At 43.9% G+C, this 15,679-nt stretch carries 17 protein-coding genes; 4 read left to right on the top strand and 13 right to left on the bottom strand.

The annotated features are described in order from the left end of the window. The first annotated feature begins 48 nt into the window (after positions 1-48). Both ACLSSO_RS04220 and ACLSSO_RS04215 read left to right on the top strand, forming a co-directional pair. A complete protein-coding gene (locus tag ACLSSO_RS04220; protein WP_413944145.1) occupies positions 49-1,296 on the top strand; it encodes an NAD(P)/FAD-dependent oxidoreductase in 1,248 nt (415 codons plus the stop codon). Between the two features lie 171 nt (positions 1,297-1,467). Beyond that, the gene (locus ACLSSO_RS04215) at positions 1,468-2,670 is read left to right on the top strand and encodes a DUF6178 family protein (RefSeq protein WP_413944144.1); all 1,203 of its coding nucleotides are present in this window, start codon (positions 1,468-1,470) and stop codon (positions 2,668-2,670) included. A 5-nt stretch (positions 2,671-2,675) separates the two neighbouring features. Here the strand turns inward: ACLSSO_RS04215 and ACLSSO_RS04210 are convergent, their stop codons facing one another. From ACLSSO_RS04210 to ACLSSO_RS04195, 4 genes are read right to left on the bottom strand one after another with little or no spacing between them, the layout of a single operon-like run. Continuing rightward, complete coding sequence (locus ACLSSO_RS04210; RefSeq protein ID WP_295903442.1) at positions 2,676-3,167, bottom strand: methylated-DNA--[protein]-cysteine S-methyltransferase; 492 nt, start codon at positions 3,165-3,167, stop codon at positions 2,676-2,678. Next, entirely contained in the window at positions 3,164-4,570 is a 1,407-nt protein-coding gene (locus ACLSSO_RS04205; RefSeq protein WP_413944143.1) for a DNA-3-methyladenine glycosylase 2 family protein, read from the bottom strand. The genes ACLSSO_RS04210 and ACLSSO_RS04205 overlap by 4 nt, the downstream gene beginning before the upstream one ends. Before the next feature lie 59 nt (positions 4,571-4,629). Next, positions 4,630-4,959, bottom strand: a complete 330-nt coding sequence (locus ACLSSO_RS04200; RefSeq protein ID WP_413944142.1) for a DUF1904 domain-containing protein — start codon at positions 4,957-4,959, stop codon at positions 4,630-4,632. A 24-nt stretch (positions 4,960-4,983) separates the two neighbouring features. Then, complete coding sequence (locus ACLSSO_RS04195; protein ID WP_413944141.1) at positions 4,984-5,862, bottom strand: LysR family transcriptional regulator; 879 nt, start codon at positions 5,860-5,862, stop codon at positions 4,984-4,986. Positions 5,863-5,960: 98 nt separating this feature from the next. On the opposite strand from ACLSSO_RS04195, the gene ACLSSO_RS04190 reads away from it, so the two are divergent. After that, on the top strand, positions 5,961-6,833 hold the full coding sequence (locus ACLSSO_RS04190) for an SDR family oxidoreductase (protein ID WP_413944140.1): 873 nt from the start codon (positions 5,961-5,963) through the stop codon (positions 6,831-6,833). 51 nt (positions 6,834-6,884) lie between these two features. On the opposite strand, the gene ACLSSO_RS04185 is transcribed toward ACLSSO_RS04190, so the two are convergent. Next, positions 6,885-7,442: a hypothetical protein gene (locus ACLSSO_RS04185; RefSeq protein ID WP_295903430.1), complete on the bottom strand. Its 558-nt coding sequence runs from the start codon at positions 7,440-7,442 to the stop codon at positions 6,885-6,887. Positions 7,443-7,597: 155 nt separating this feature from the next. Beyond that, a complete protein-coding gene (locus ACLSSO_RS04180; RefSeq protein WP_340590496.1) occupies positions 7,598-8,164 on the bottom strand; it encodes a hypothetical protein in 567 nt (188 codons plus the stop codon). Positions 8,165-8,433: 269 nt separating this feature from the next. On the opposite strand from ACLSSO_RS04180, the gene ACLSSO_RS04175 reads away from it, so the two are divergent. Then, on the top strand, positions 8,434-9,588 hold the full coding sequence (locus ACLSSO_RS04175; protein ID WP_413944139.1) for an OmpA family protein: 1,155 nt from the start codon (positions 8,434-8,436) through the stop codon (positions 9,586-9,588). 45 nt (positions 9,589-9,633) lie between these two features. Here ACLSSO_RS04175 and ACLSSO_RS04170 read toward each other — a convergent pair whose 3' ends face one another. The 7 genes from ACLSSO_RS04170 to ACLSSO_RS04140 form a co-directional block, all read right to left on the bottom strand. Then, positions 9,634-9,936: a hypothetical protein gene (locus ACLSSO_RS04170; protein WP_413944138.1), complete on the bottom strand. Its 303-nt coding sequence runs from the start codon at positions 9,934-9,936 to the stop codon at positions 9,634-9,636. Beyond that, positions 9,933-10,424: a sigma-70 family RNA polymerase sigma factor gene (locus ACLSSO_RS04165; protein ID WP_413944137.1), complete on the bottom strand. Its 492-nt coding sequence runs from the start codon at positions 10,422-10,424 to the stop codon at positions 9,933-9,935. Before ACLSSO_RS04165 ends, ACLSSO_RS04170 begins: the two co-directional genes overlap by 4 nt. Before the next feature lie 10 nt (positions 10,425-10,434). Next, positions 10,435-10,851, bottom strand: a complete 417-nt coding sequence (locus tag ACLSSO_RS04160; protein WP_413944136.1) for a Spy/CpxP family protein refolding chaperone — start codon at positions 10,849-10,851, stop codon at positions 10,435-10,437. Between the two features lie 61 nt (positions 10,852-10,912). Then, complete coding sequence (locus ACLSSO_RS04155) at positions 10,913-11,530, bottom strand: pyroglutamyl-peptidase I (RefSeq protein ID WP_413944135.1); 618 nt, start codon at positions 11,528-11,530, stop codon at positions 10,913-10,915. Next, positions 11,527-13,254 (bottom strand): hypothetical protein, encoded by a 1,728-nt coding sequence (locus ACLSSO_RS04150; protein ID WP_413944134.1) that lies wholly within the window; start codon positions 13,252-13,254, stop codon positions 11,527-11,529. The genes ACLSSO_RS04155 and ACLSSO_RS04150 overlap by 4 nt, the downstream gene beginning before the upstream one ends. Positions 13,255-13,464: 210 nt before the next feature. After that, positions 13,465-14,079: a FliG C-terminal domain-containing protein gene (locus ACLSSO_RS04145; RefSeq protein WP_295906001.1), complete on the bottom strand. Its 615-nt coding sequence runs from the start codon at positions 14,077-14,079 to the stop codon at positions 13,465-13,467. Between the two features lie 289 nt (positions 14,080-14,368). Then, on the bottom strand, positions 14,369-15,499 hold the full coding sequence (locus ACLSSO_RS04140) for a hypothetical protein (RefSeq protein ID WP_295906000.1): 1,131 nt from the start codon (positions 15,497-15,499) through the stop codon (positions 14,369-14,371). Between the last annotated feature and the right edge of the window lie 180 nt (positions 15,500-15,679).

The raw sequence follows: 15,679 nt of genomic DNA, 5'->3' as shown, positions 1-15,679 counted from the left end.
GACACCTAGACCTATTGATTTTTAACGGGAAACTTCATCAAATAAGGCATGCAAAAAAAAGAAGTCGATATCTTGGTGGTGGGCGCTGGCATTATTGGCACAGCGGTGGGTGCGGAACTTTCTCGTCGTGGCGCTAAAGTTTGTGTGATTGATAAAGGACAAGTCGGAAAAGGCTGCTCTTACGGGAATGCCGGATGGATGACTCCTTGTTTTGCGATGCCATTACCGATGCCAGGTATGTTGATCAAATCTATGAAGTGGCTTTTAGATCCCGAGAGTCCACTTTACATTAAGCCCTCTTTTTCTTTGGATCTTGCGTCGTGGCTTTTTCAATTCATGAAAGCCATGAATGAAACTCAAGCAAAACGCGCCGTTGATGCTTTGGTCGTTCTTTCGCAAAAAAGTCTTACGGAATATGAAAAACTGGGTCAAAAATATCCAGAAATTCATTTTCAACAAAAAGGTCTTTTGATGGTAAGCCAAACAAAGGCTGGCGTCGCTGCGGCTGTTGAGGAATTGAATTACGTTAAAAATCTGGGCGTTCCCGGCAAAGTTTTAAATTCCGGCGACATTCAAGAAATGGAACCGGCTTTGAAGTCTCCTCTTTTAGGTGGAGTCTATTTTTCTCACGAAGCCATGGCAGAACCTTATTTAGTTGTGCAAGCCTTTGCAAAAGAAATCCGTGCTCATGGTGGTGAAATTCTTGAGCAATGTGAATTGAAAGATCTTGTGATCTCCGGAGACAAAGTCGAAAAGGTTCTGACTTCGCAAGGCGAGATTCATGCAAAACAAGTAGTTATGGCGACGGGAAGCTGGTCGAAGTCTTTAGCACGCTTGATGCGCCTTCGTGTTCCAGTTTTGGGTGGAAAAGGTTACGCGATGATCGTTCCGCCTTTAGAAAAACAACCGCAATATCCCATGATGTTGGTTGAAAAGAAAATCGCCATCACTCCCCGTCAGAACTCTTTGCGTATTGCTGGAACTCTGGAATTGGTCGATCAAGATTTTTCTATCACTCCACAAAGAGTGGAGAACATCAAAAAAGGCGCAAGAGAGTTTTTGCATCTTCCGCAAGAACTTCAAGTTCAAGAGTTATGGGCGGGACTTCGCCCTTGTACTCCGGACGGGGTTCCTTTGATTGGTTATCACAAAAACATTTCAAACTTGATGCTCGCTTTAGGACATCAAATGTTGGGTCTGCAAAGTGGTGCTGGAACAGGCCTTCTTGTTTCCGATCTTCTTGAAGGCAAGTCACCGTTTGTGGATCTTAAAGTTTTGGATGTAAATCGTTTTTAATGAGACGAAAATGGCACAAAAAAAGGGGACTTTGTCCCCTTACTCAATAACCTAACAAACTCTTTTTAGGTTGTCAAAGAAACCACCCCGTTTTCAAACTATATTTTTAGTTTCAAATTTTTCACTTTCTTTTTCCTACAGCCTCCCCACAACATGCAATTGGAGGCGCTCATGACAAAGTCCATTGCTCAAAGACCCAATTCACAGAACCTGCTTACACAACTGATCACTAACAACCAACTTATTCACGATGTGCAATCGTTAGATGCTTCAATTTTGAAAAGGATCATTCACCACATTGGCTTAGAGGACTCCGGCGAGCTTCTGATGCTCGTTACCTCTGAACAGCTGCAAGAAGTGATTGATCAAGACACATGGTTTAGCCCAGGTGTCGGTAAAGACGAACGCTTTAACGCCACTCGTTTTTGTCAATGGCTCGAAATCCTTTTAGAAGTCGGAAGTGACTTTGCTGCAGAAAAAGTTTCAGAAATGGATGAAGACCTTCTCACTCTCGCTTTGGCAAATTTAATCATGGCAATGGATAGTGATGAGCTTGCCCATCTCACGCGAACAGCTGAAGACGATCGCTATTCTGAAAATAAATATTTAGAAAAAGCACTGGAAAGTACCTTTAACACGGAAGTGGAAGGATATTTGATTATGTCGAAGGCAACATTTCAATGGGACACTGTCTCTTCGTTATTGCTCAGCTTGCAAAAAGATCACCGCGATCTTATCGAACGTATTTTGTCTCGGATTCGTTTCATCACACTTGAACAGATTGATGAGCACGATGGCCTCTACAATCTTTTAAAGGAAAGCCAATCCTTGGAAGAAGACGTAAGCTCGGAACGCGAGCAAAGAAAGGAACAAGAGGGTTACGTGGGGCCTTCTTCGGCAGCTGCATTCTTAAAACTGATAGATCAAACGTCTCTTGAACATCTTATGTCTCAAGAAGCAGACCCCATCAGCACAATGTACTTTCGTTCTTTCAAGCCAGGTCGCGTTCGTCCATTTACTCCTTTGTCGCCGGAGCTTGCAAAGCTTTTACGAACTCATGGAGTAAAAACCGAAGCCCCCGTGCTAAAGATTCAAAGCTCAAAGAAACTTCCATCCACCATGCGTTCTTACTTATATGAACTGCGAGAAAACAATACAGAACTTTTCAAACGGAAAATTCTTGAGCTCAATTTTCTTGCCAACGTTTTAGTGAGCGGCTACAGCCCGAATCAAAAACAACATCTTCGCCCCGTAGAAGCTATGGATCTTGCCATGCGAGTTTGTGATGAAGGATTTGGATATGTAAAAGATCTTCCTCGTGAAGACCTTGTAAAAGCTTTTAAGATTGGATGGAAAAGAAGAAATCACCGCTAGCGATTTTATTCATCCGTGTGGCGTTTCTCAAGTTCCAAAAGAAATTCTTTGGCTTTTAATCCGCCTGCGTATCCTGTCAGGTGCCCCGACTTTGCGATGACTCTGTGACAAGGCAAGATAATGGAGATCGGATTAAGACCATTGGTGCGGCCTACGGCGCGAACCGCCAGGGGCTTGCGCAACTTCGTCGCTTGTTCTTGGTAACTCACTGTTTTGCCGTAGGGAATTTTTGAAAGAGCTTTCCATGTTTGGCATTGGAAGTCTGTGCCCTTCAATGTTACAGGAATATCAAAGTCATGGCGCTTTCCGGAAAAATATTCTTTGAGCTGTTTACGCACAAGCGCGATGACTTCATTTTCTTTTTTCATCACCTCAGGAAATTTTTCTTTAAGAGCTTTGATATTCGTATCGTGACCAAGAACCCAAAGGCTCTGCTCATCCGCAATAGCATGAAGGTTGCCAATAGGACTTTCGATAATTTGATAATAGAAACTCATAAGGATTTTCCTTTCTTTGTAGCGGCAACGGAGTCCCGCCAAAGACAGTGAACAAGGTAGGCGCGAAAAGAAGCCCACTCTTCCACTTGAATAGTTTTATTTTTAATAGCTCGTTCCACAATAAGATCATTTGCCGGGAACGCATCGGAATCGCCAAGACAGCGCATCGCTATCATCTCTACCGTCCAGGGACCAATGCCTTTAATAGCTAGAAGTTTTTTTCTGACAGATTCTGAATCCGCTGTCGGAGATAACACAATCTCCCCACTTAAAACACTTTGGCTCAGACTGCGAATGGCCGCGGCTTTGACCTTAGTCACTCCCAATTCTTCAATCTTAGCTTTGCTTAAAGCCTGCGGAGTTGGAAAGGAGTAAATTTCTTCAGAGCCCTCAATCTTTTTTCCGAAACGCAAAACCATCTCTTTGGTTTTCTTTTTTGCATGCTCTGTTGAAACAAGCTGTCCTAAAATTATGGAAACAGCCACTTCAAATCCATCAAAGCATCCCGGAATGCGCACGCCTTGAGGTTTCATTTTTTTGGATTGAGGCAAGTGCACCGGATTATGTTCAGTATCAAAAAGATGCTTTAAGAGCGCAATGCTTGAGCGCATTTTTGACAAAGGAAGATTCGTTGCTTCTACTTTCAAAGCATTTTCCTTTTCCTTGTAACGCACACAGATTTTCGCGACCCCATTTTCGGTTGCGATAAAACGCGTGTAACTATCTAAGCTCACTTGCTCAATGCCATAAGTTTCATGACGGGCGAGGTAAGCTAAAATATTCTGCCAATCAAACGGCGTTCTCACGGAAATAGAAAGAGTCAGTTCAGATTTATTTTCAGCAGATGACTCTTTTCTGACTTGAGACGGTGTCACTTTATAAAGGGCTTTAAACGCCTCATTAAAACGACGAATGGATTTAAACCCCACAGCTAAAGCAATATCCGTGATGGGGCTGGAGGTCTGAAGAATCAACTGCTTGGCCAAATGAAGACGTTTCGTCACAAGAATTTCTATAGGCGAGGCTCCCAGGTGTTCATCAAAAAGTCTGCGTAGATGACGATCTGTCATTCCGACTTTATCAGCCAAGGTTGCGACATCCAATGAATCTTCCGTCGCTTCATCAATAATTCGCAGAGCTCTTGAAACACTGTTGACGGTCCCCTGCAAAATCTTACTTCCCGGAGCCACATCGGGACGGCAACGCAAGCACGGACGGTAGCCTTCTTTTTCCGCTTCACTGGCACTTTTAAAGATCAAAATATTTTCAGGCTTCGGCTTTGCCGGGCATACAGGACGGCAATAAATACCTGTGGTTTTCACGCCAAAATAAAATCGCCCGTCATAGCGAGGGTCTTTTCTATTGATGATCTTCTTAAGATCTTCTGAGGATAGCTCTTTCATGCCCTTGATCATAGCTCCTCAACCCTACCACAACTGGCGGTTTTCGGACATGACCAATTTTAGAAATGCTGGCCATTTTCGTAGTAAGAGGACTTTTCTAGGACTTGAAAGACCACGACAACGTCTTCCGCTCCAGTTAAAGCTTTGACCTTGGCCGTAATAATCCGCGCAGAGGCATCTTGGACTTCTTGCGAGCGCGCAAACCAGAGGACTTCTACAAATGGATAGGAAGCTGAGGGCTGACCTTGAGAGAAAAATTCAGTCGCAATAAATTCAAAAGTAAAATTATCTTCCGCCGTGTTCATGACCTGAGCCAACTCAGGAGCTAAGCTTTGACTGAGTTGACAAACATGATCTTTTTTAACAGCTCGTATACGAATATGTGGCATGTGCGAAAATCTAACAAGAAGTGCTTAGTCCTTCAAGGATTTCAATGCACATTCAATAAAGGCCTGAACTTTCGGAGCCACAAAGCGCTGGGCTGGATACACGAAAGATAAATTCAACGAGCCCCACGTCCACTGGGGAAGAACCGGGACTATTTTTCCTTGTTTTGCTTCTTCCTCACACAAGAACTGCGGAATAAGGCCAATACCATCTCCTTGCATCACAAAAGCTTTTGTCGATTCCATATCATCAACAACAATGCGACTCGGGAAGGCCACTGTTTGTATTTCACCCTGACGACTGAGCCTAATGGTGTTATTTTTCTCGGCTGAAAAACTGATGCACTGATGCTTTTCCAAATCACGAGGATGTTTGGGAAGTCCATTCTTTTTAACGTAGGCCGCATTGGCCCACAGTGAGGCTTGCGATTCCAAAAATCTTCGAGCGACCATTGTGGAGTCCTTCAAAGATCCGATGCGAATCGCCAAATCCACACCTTCTGAAATCAAATCCACCAAACGATTGGTCGCCACAAGCTCGACACGCATTTTAGGATAACGCTTAAGATATTCTTTCGTAATGGGAGGCAAAATGATATGGCCAACATCAATGGTAGAAGTAATGCGCAAGGTTCCTTCGGGCTCACTGCGCTTTGTAGTGAGTTCCTTTTCTGCCGCCTCTACTTCATCTAAGACTCGCAGACAACGGCGAAAATAGGCTTCCCCTGCTTCGGTAAGATTGAGTTTTCGAGTGGTTCGGTGAAGCAGAGTAACTCCAAGACGTTTTTCTAAAAGTGCGACCTTTCCGCTCACCGTCGTGAGCGGCATTCCCAAGAGTTTCGCCGCCTTGGTAAAACTCCCCGCCTGTACAACCTTTACAAAGATATCGATTCCATCTAGTTGCATTTTCTCATTATACGGATATCCGGATAATATTTCCACATTTTACTATCTAATCAGAAGAATTCCTTCGCGCTATGATAAGCCCATCAAGGAGAAACACAATGAACACCGAAACACTCTTAGTCACAGGCGCTTCCGGACATTTAGGCAAACTGGTCTTAGATATTCTCTTAAAAGGCCCAAAAAGAAACATCATTGCGACCACCCGCAATCCCGAAAAACTAGCCGACTATGCAAAACGCGGAGTCACCGTCCGTGCCGCTGACTTCAACGACGCCTCTTCCCTTGTGGAAGCCTTTAAAGGAGCTGACCGTCTTTTGCTCATCAGTACGGATGCAATTGGTTCGCGCATCGCTCAACATAAAAACGCAGTTGAAGCCGCGAAAAAGGCCGGAGTGAAACACATTATCTACACGTCCTATCCTCATCCCGATAAAGCTCCCGCGGCCGTCGCGCCCGAGCATTTTGAAACGGAAAAAATGATTCAAGCCAGCGGTCTCGGTTATACCTTTTTAAGAAACAATCTTTATGCAGATAATTTACTCCCTGCCATCGCCACAGCCATAAGCATGGGAGCTTTCGCAGGCACCGCTGGAAAAGGAAAAACAGCTTATGTGACAAGAGAAGACTGTGCGTATGCAGCAGCCGGTGCCCTTTCTGCCTCTTACACGCAAAATACGGTGACCGATGTTACAGGGCCTCGCGCTGTCAGTTACGAAGACATTGCAGGTATTGTCAGTGAACTCGCAGGTCGATCTCTTCCTTATATCGATATGCCAGAAACAGAGTTCAAACAAGCCTTGATGAAGTCAGGCCTTCCTGAGGCATGGGCCGATCTTTTTGTATCCTTCGATGTGACGGCCAAACAAGGATATGCGGACCATGTCACTAACGCTGTCCTAGAACTTTCAGGACATGCCCCCAAAGATATTAAAGATTTCCTAAGAGAAAATCGTCAGAGCATTTTAAAATAAAAAAAGCCCGGTGCAGACCGGGCTTTTTTCGTTTCAATTAAAATTTGAAAACTATTTGAACTTCGTCGTAACAACTTCACAGATCGAACCTTGCAACAAAGAAGCACCACGGTAGATTGTAGCGTCTAACACGTCTTTGTCTTGAAGAGCTTCATCACGAGCGGCTTCACACTCACTTAGGTAGTGAGCACAGATTCCAGCGCTGTCTTTTGATTCACAAACCCAGAAAAATTTCTTGATAATTCTAGAGTCAAATTTAACTTCAGGCACTTCAGAATGAAGCTCTACGCTGCAAATGATCTTTGCGCGGCCGTCTTCTTGGATGTCCTGAGAGTAACCGTAAGTGAAGTTCTTATACTTCAACTCAACTCGTTGAGATTTGGCGATTTCATTTTTACGAGCTTCGATATTGTTGATGAACTTTTCACAACGCTCACCCAACTCTTGAACCGTGCCTTTTTTACTCCAGTTCAAAACACGGCCTGAGGGTTTGCCGAAAGTACAACGCGTACCTTCTTCGTTACAGCCCACACCTGTATAATAAGGAGCTGCCGAAGCCATACTGCTCAGAGACAACAAAGAAAAAAGAGCCGCTAGAGTCTTCTTCATAAAATTACCTTCCAATTTAGGAGTTGTTAAATCACTCGCATTCCTAGCGAAAAACGAGCCATCTGGAAAGTTCTCCTAGAGCGCATTGGAGGCACGGAGCCTGACGAAAGATTAGACAGGGAACAAAAAAAGGCTCCCGGAGGAGCCTTATATTACTATTCAGAAAGTTCAGCAGATTTAGCTTTTTTCTTTTGCGCCGCCAATTCTAACTGGCACATTTTTACTTTTGTTTCATACTCATCCTGACGCTTTTCCAGGGTGTTTCTGTAACCTCTAAAGCGCGCCAATCGATCTTTTAGGAATTCTTCAGAAACTCCGACGATGCGTTTTTTATCCTCGATACCCATAGATGAAAAATCATCGTCCGGCGTGACATATTCACGTGCCTCAGTCCAACGAACTTTGCCATCGCCACTGTTATTGACATCGCCCAGCTGAACACGACAGTCACGTAACACACCATAAAGGCCGCGGTTGTCTAAATAACGAGGTCCGCCCATCACTTTCGCTTCAAGATCATAGACATCTAATTCTAAACGACGCAATTCTTCATTCATTGCCACTTTACGTTGATAAACCATGTCGCCGTCTTTAACGCCAACAACAGAATCAGACCGCACTGGTGCTGACATATCCACATTTGTATCGATGTCTTTTGCTTTGTGTTTTGAAGCACAAGACACAATAAAAAGCCCCATCAATACAACTAAAACCTTACGCATAAAATGCCTCCACAATGTCATTTAAAACTCTAGAAGGAGGACTGAGTAAGGTCAAATTGTATGCACCGAGTTTAGCGTCTCTTGTTTCAAATCTGAAAACAGACGTTGGCAAGTCTCGGTTTGACATGCCACATCTTTTTAAGTGGACAAATTTCTTTGCAGTAATGTGCAAACTATTTATCTCAACAAAGCTCCATTCTTTAGGCTCGCAAAAATTTGACCCTCTCTATACAAGGTCGATACTGAAGATGTTAAAAAAGGAGATGGCTATGAAAACACTCATCCTCGTCGCTTTAATCAGTGTTGGGTCCTTAGCTAGCGCAAATCAACAAACACCGACGACAAGTGCTCTTGAATTTTCTCGCGAAGAAGCTGAACGTGCTCCAGAAGGCCTTGTTCCGTTCATCGCACTTGGAGGTGGTTATACAGGATATGAAAATGTCAGCTCAGTGGAAGGCACCCCTGCTACATTAAAACTCTTAGGATCTTACTACTTCCCCGCATCCCATTTTGTTATGGATCTAGGTTATGGTGTGAACAACCAACAATTCACACAAAGTCGGGATACCACACTAGATACTTCTAGAACAGGTGGAGCATTGGAATTGGCGGCTCGCTACCGTTGGGACAGCAAATGGCAAGCGGGTATCGTCGCCAACCAATTCTACGAACAGGGTAAAGCTCTTTCTGCAGATCAGGGAGATGCACACTTTGTCGGTTTGCAAGTGCTTCGTGAATTCAACATGACACCAAGCTGGCTGGCTCGTCTGGGCGTGCGTGCAATGTCACTCACAAACAACACGGACGGACTAGTCCCTATGTATCTTGTTGATTTGCAGATCGGTTGGAACCCAGGAGCTTACAGAACTTCGGTCCGCCAAACAGCAGCGAACGAAAATCCTGTTCAACGTGAACCACAAAACGTAACGAATGTAGATGAAGAGTCTGCTACGTCTGAAGAAATGGCCAATGAAGAAGTCTCAACACCACCTTCTCGTCCTGTCGCTGAAGTTCAGCCACAGTCCGCTCTTCGTGATGTCGCACTTTCCAGCGTTTTAGGTTCAGGCAGTGAAATTCAGTTCAATACAGCAAAAGCCTCTGTTTCCACTGAGGATCAGGAAAAACTATCTAAAGTGGCAAAAGCTTTAGCTGACAATAGAGATCTCTTTGAAAAAGTCGAGATCCACGGGTATGCCGATGCCTCTGGAAGCCCTGCTATCAATCAAAGAATTTCACAACAAAGAGCAGACTCCGTTCGCAATATCATGCGCCAAAACGGACTTCGCTCTTCGGATGTTATAGCTAAAGGCATGGGCTCTGAAGATTCAACAGGAGTTCAAGCCTCAGATCGTCGCGCAGAACTTGTTTTCACGGGAGTTAAAGACGAAGCAAAACTTCGTGAAGTACTTTCGCAAATTGAATAACAAGGAAGCGGACAAACAAAGCGTCGCCTAAAAAACGACGCTTTGTTATTTTTCAAAGACCGAAACAAATTCCTGGTCAACATCTGTATCGACGTCGCTCACCATTTCATTCCATTCCTGGTAAAGATACGCTTCCTCCTCGCCCATGACAGGCGCGGGCTTTTCTAAACGCATAACAATAGCTAGCAGACAGCTCGTTGCCATCACCGGAAGCACGATCCACCACATACGCTTGCGTTCCGACTTGTCATTGATCTTACGCCAGATACGCGAAGACTCCCCCAGCGGAGCTGACGGAACTTCTGAGGTATTTTCTTTTAAGAATTTTTTTAAAAGGTCGTCACTCATAACTTCACTCCTTTCTTTGTTAAGACCTCGCTCATTTTATTACGTGCATGATTCAATCTTGACTTCACCGTTCCTTCGGGAAGCTCTAATGTCACAGCGATATCCTTGATAGGTTGATCTTCAATATAAAATAAAATAGCAACGGCCCTGTGCTCTATATCAAGACTTTCTAAAGCCAGATTTGCGACCTCTTTGTCAGAAATATTTTTTTCCAGTGTGTCTGTAGCCAGATCTATCTGTAAATTCTCACGTGCTTTTCCCGACCGGCGTAAGAAATCAACGGCACAGTTATAGGCAATTCGATACAGCCACGTAGAGGCTTCGCTTTCACCACGAAAGCGTTCTCGGTACTCCCAGGCTTTCATAAAGGTTTCCTGCGTAAGATCACTCAAAGAAGCTTCACCGACCAAACGGAAAAGCAGGCCCCGCACTTTGGAAGAGTGGGCCTCGTAGAACAATTTAAAAGCTTCTTCGGAGTTTAAACTCACTTTATCTGCCTTATTGTCCTTTGTTGAAAAGCTTCGCGCGTTGCTCATCTGTTAACACGTCTCTTGCCGCCAACAGGTTTTCAAGTCGGACTTTGCCAAGTTGAATCTTTTTATCCATCATTGCTTGATAAGCTTGCGAAATAGCATCCTTGGAAGCATTGGTTCTTACGGCCTCTTTAAAAGCGATCTTTGCCTGTTTCATTTCCTCACGAAGTTTTTTAACGTCTTCTCTTTTAGCTTCACGCAAAGCTTTGAGTTTAGAAATCTGTTCTGAGCTCAGCCCCAGGTCTTTCATCTTCTCAGGACTGAATTGACGCTCCATAGGAGCAAATTCATCCTTATGATGATCCCGCTCTCCGCGAGCCATGGCGATTCCAGAAAGCATCGTGATTGCTAAAATCGTTACAAGAGACTTAGAGAACTTCATAGTTCCTCCTATTTACAGCTTTAGACGCTGTTCCCATGGGTCAGGTTCAAAAATATTTTTCTCAATTTAAGGCGATTTGAAGAATTTCTTCCAGGACTTTCTTCATGGTTTCTAAATCCATGGAAGGCATATCAGGCTTATCTAAAACTTGCTCTGGCAGAAAAGGCACATGAATAAAGCAAGTTTGGCTTTTTATTTTATTTTCCTGAAGACACAAAAGGGTTTTGTAATAAACGTAATTGCAGACGTACCCGCCCGCACTGAGGGAGACCGCAATAGGGAGCTGCTTTTGTTGCAACTGATCTTTAAAGTTCGATACATTCAATGTAGAAAACAAAGCACTTTCTTTTCCAGAGATAATAGGCCCCTGCAAAGGAGTCACACCATCTTCATCTGGCTTTTCGGTTTCGATCCAATTGAGAGCCACACGTTCAAGATTGATTTTTGAGCGTCCTCCGGCTTGTCCCAACATGAAAATATAATCATAGGAAGTCTGAGCAATGCGCGACTCCAACAGAGACGCAGCAGCGGCAAAAGAAACTGGCAAAAGCAATGTTTCGACTTTGCTTTGAAAGGCAAAATCCCTCTTGAGCCATTCAAGAAGGATTTCACTTGGATTGATTTTCTCTCCAAGAAAAGGAGAAAATCCAGTAACAAGAATTCGAGGCGCCTTCATCATTCGAAGTGACTTCTCCACGTCATATAGAATTCATTACTATTTGTACCATTAAGCGGATGACCTTTGATACGGAATTCCACTTTCGTGTTAAATTCCCGAGTCAATGCCTGAGCTTCTGACTCAGTACGAGGAATGCGCGCACCCAAGGCTGTCAAAGAAGACACCGGCACCCAAACCTCTTTCGTGGTTGTGCACGAACGATTCGCCAACCAGGGACCTTTGTCAGCACATTCTCTGCCGCCGTTCCAATTAAAGATGCGGAAAGAAACTTTCACCTGGTCTGACTGAGAAGAAAAGTTCCAGCTTTGACCGATATGCTCATATTGAGGACCCAGTTTTTTGAAACCAAACGTCCAAGGCATTTCTTGTTTCTTATTGTATTCGTCTACGAACTCGGGACTGTGAGTTAAAACGAAAGTTCTCAATACTGCCGCAGAAGCTTGCGCACCGTACGCCGAAGAGAAACCGCAGTGATTTCCATATTTCAGATTAAGCACGCCTACGTTCGCAGACTTTTCATAAAAATCGTCATGCTCGACAACTTGCGCGTTGATTTCATTATTCACAACCATATCATCTTTAGAAGCCCATACCATCAACGGTGTTTTCACTTCTTCTTTCCAATTCCAGAAGTTGTTGGATTTGAAATAGGACTGCGGAGTGCTTGCAATTCCACGTCTTTGCAAAGAAGTCGATGCCAACTCACCGATATAATCCGCCATACCTAAACGACTTGATGGAATTTTTGCGTCTGTGATTAGATCAGGAACATCCGTGATATATTGACGAGCTTCCCTAAAATGATCTTTCGACATTTTAGCAAAGATACGACCGACAATTTGACCACCGAATAGGTGATCCAACGTCGGACGAAGGCTCACTACCGGGCAAATCGCTGTTACAGAATTAAATACTTTCTTTCCGTCCGGAAGAAGATATTTATCATTGAAGGCCGCCCCCATGACGGCCGCATTACCGCCAAGACTGATACCCATTAAATGAATACTGGAAATGCGGTCTTTGTATTCCCACTTATCACGCATCCACTTACCGACTTCCATTGCTTCGTAACCTTCAGACCAACCGCCCAATGTTACTTTTTTATTGTAGTAGATATAGTCCATGCCCGTTTGATTTGCTAAAAGCAAAACGTTGAACGGGCTTTGATCGAATAAGTGCATCAGGTAACTTTTCATTGACGCTGTTTGTGCCGCTGAACAGAACACACCGCACTTTACAATCACAAGAGGACGTGGACGAGGATCCTGTTTCATCGCCAGGATTCCAGGAATTTTCGTTCCATCTGGAAGCTTCACCATAAACTCTTTCACCTGAGGATGAGTCAAGAACGGATATTGAAACTTCGAAAACTTCAGAAGCCCCAAAATTCCCGTCGTGGAGTTGCTCGTAAGTTCATTCGCACATCTTGCGAAATAATCTTTGGCAACTTTGTAGTATTGCGCGGTGGAAAGTTTTTTACCGACAATGCTATCTTCGAAACGTCGAGGATCACATTGAGGACTCATGTCCTTTGTGCTCAAACCGTCTGGAACTTCTTCGAGAAATCCCTTGGCGGTGGGAACATCTTGACCCGACTCTTTTGCTAACTCTTGATAGAATTGTGACTCTAGGTCGAGCTGCGGAACAGACAAAGATTGAGCTTGCGCTGAAATAGACACGACCAAAAGCGACCCAACAAACATGCTGAACATCTGCGATGACATTTTTTACCTCACGTACTAATCTGACGTACTATGTCTGGCATATCGACTGAGGGTTGGGCTGGGTTTAGAGAAAACTCAGTTTGTCAAAACACTCGACAAAATATGGGGATTTGTTGTTTCGATTTAAAACGCAGATGTCTCGGAATGAAATTCTGAAACGAAAAAGCGCTGATAGAACACCAGCGCTTTTCTTTGTTCGAAAGAATGAATTTAAGCGATTTTTTTAATCTGAGTGAGCTTGTCTTTTAAGACAGAGTTCTCATGCTTTAGAGCATTCACTTCAGAAGCAAGTTGATTGAGTTTTCTTTTTAAGAAATCCACTTCTTGCTGGGCGCCCGGATCTGTCGTCTCACCAACGGCAGTCGGTTTCGCCTCTTTCTTCGCAGTATCGTAGTCATATGTCAGAGGCACTGTGAAGCCACCAGCACTGAGCACCTCTTCGATGTTCTCAGGAACATGCAGATCCGGATCAATCTTTTCTAGTTTCAAAATCCCTTGTGAAATAAAACCGCGCACTTCAGAAAGCATTCTCGAAATACACGTCGACTTTTCAGCTGGAGTAGGATTTGATTCTGCTAAAAGATCCGTGATCTTACGTTTAGAAATCGGTGGTAAGCAGCCTAGAAGCTGATCCACTTGCTCTTGTGGAGAGCCATGAAGTGCATTCGCCAACGTGAGTGGCTGCACTCGCGAAAAGATCTCTACTAGATATTGCCCATCCCAACTGTACACCTTATCGATCGTCAGGATTCGCTTACGAAGAGCGTCCTCCCACGCAGGGCTTTCACCTGCGATAAGACCTAAAAACTGCTCTCGCTTCGCCATAGGAGAAGTCTCAAGAAGTTGAAGAAGTTGGTTGAAGCCGCCCTTTTTTTTGTATCTGTCTAACATGCCCATGGTTAGATGTATCGGAAACCACTTTCAGGACTAAAGCCTTAGGCTCAGAAAAAATAATAAACAAGAAAGATTCATCGCGGTGAATACAAGTTCTACATTTTATGAAACATTCTGTCTCAATTTGAATAAATCAAAATCAGATTAAGTAAAAAGAACTCGTAAGAATAAAAAAGGCAAGGTGTAAGCCTTGCCTTGGTGGTTTAAATTTCGATAGTTCTTAGTCTAAAGAGCTGCACTTGTATGACAGGCTCACGCTTGTGCCCGGAGCCAAGTATTGATTGAACTTCAATGTCTTGCCTTCCAAGTGATGAGAAACAGGGCTTCCTGAAACAGTCACAACAAGGTCTGTTGGGTTCGAACAATTCAATACGATGTCTTTAATGCGCTCTGAAATCTTCGAGCGAATTTGACCCAACTGAGTCGTATAATCATTCGAGCAAATATCAGCAGAGCTTCCCCAGCCGGCATTTGTGAACGAAAGATAAACGTTACCGTAACTGCCTGTCACCAATCCCACTGTTGGGCTGTAGTTATCCAACGCTTGGCTATTTTGTTGATTCAAGCAGTTTTGATCTTTCACAACAATCGCATGCACACTCAAGGAGTTGAATTTATCTTCGCCCAATTTCGCTTTGACGTTGCTGACGAAGTAACCAGGCTGATCCATTTGCTCAAGAGCATAGCCTTGGTTTTGGTAAAGACCGCTTCTTTCATCTTCGTCCGCTAAAAAGATCACGGCCAAGTGAGCATCGCTACGAATAAAGCTTGAAGGATTGTTATTCACAACTAAGTTTGCCGCGTAAACGCCACGCTCATCGCCTGACGGGCAATTTCTCGCGTACTCTTGAGAATAAGCTGATGAATTGATGGAGTCTCTGTTTCCACCGTTGTTACGAATCCAATTTGCAATAAACTTTTCACAGGCCAAAGTCTCTGGTCTTTGAATCGTTTGATTAAACAGATTGAATCTGTCTGAATGGTTTCCCGTAATATAAGGATTTCCGCCAAAAGAAATTAAACTTCCTGCATCGGATCTTGCGACATCTGTTGTTGTCATTGCGATACGATAGTCGACCTTTTGATTGTCTAATTCAGAAATAAAGTTATTAAAGCGAGGAGCCAAGCGCGCTTGTTCAAACGACATCGAAGCTGAGTTGTCGTTCACAATCAGAATGTCGACTTTTCCACGACCTGCCGTCGCCGTATAGTTGAACGAATACTTCCCGTTTTCAACGATACAACCGCTATCTTTACATTTGCTGTCGTCCAACGCGAACTTCACAGGGGAACATCCCACGTAAAGTCCTACTAAAAAGGACAATGCTGCCATTCTGGTGAGCGCATTCATAGACACCTCTCTCACCCATTTACTTCCAAGCTCGATGCCAAAAACGTAAGACTTTTCTAAGTTATTGTTTTTTCTAGGCTTTCATTGGTACGTCTGGGACCCCTTACAGGGGCCTCTTCTGTCGATCTCTTTGACAAGAGCCCCTCAAAGACACTTTTTTGTGTGAAATTTCAGAGGTTT

Origin of the sequence: Bdellovibrio sp. HCB-162, assembly GCF_047344985.1 — a bacterium.
Classification (GTDB): Bacteria; Bdellovibrionota; Bdellovibrionia; order Bdellovibrionales; family Bdellovibrionaceae; genus Bdellovibrio.
The sequence above is the reverse complement of the archived record's forward strand: the minus strand, read 5'-3'. Positions and strand labels throughout refer to the sequence as shown.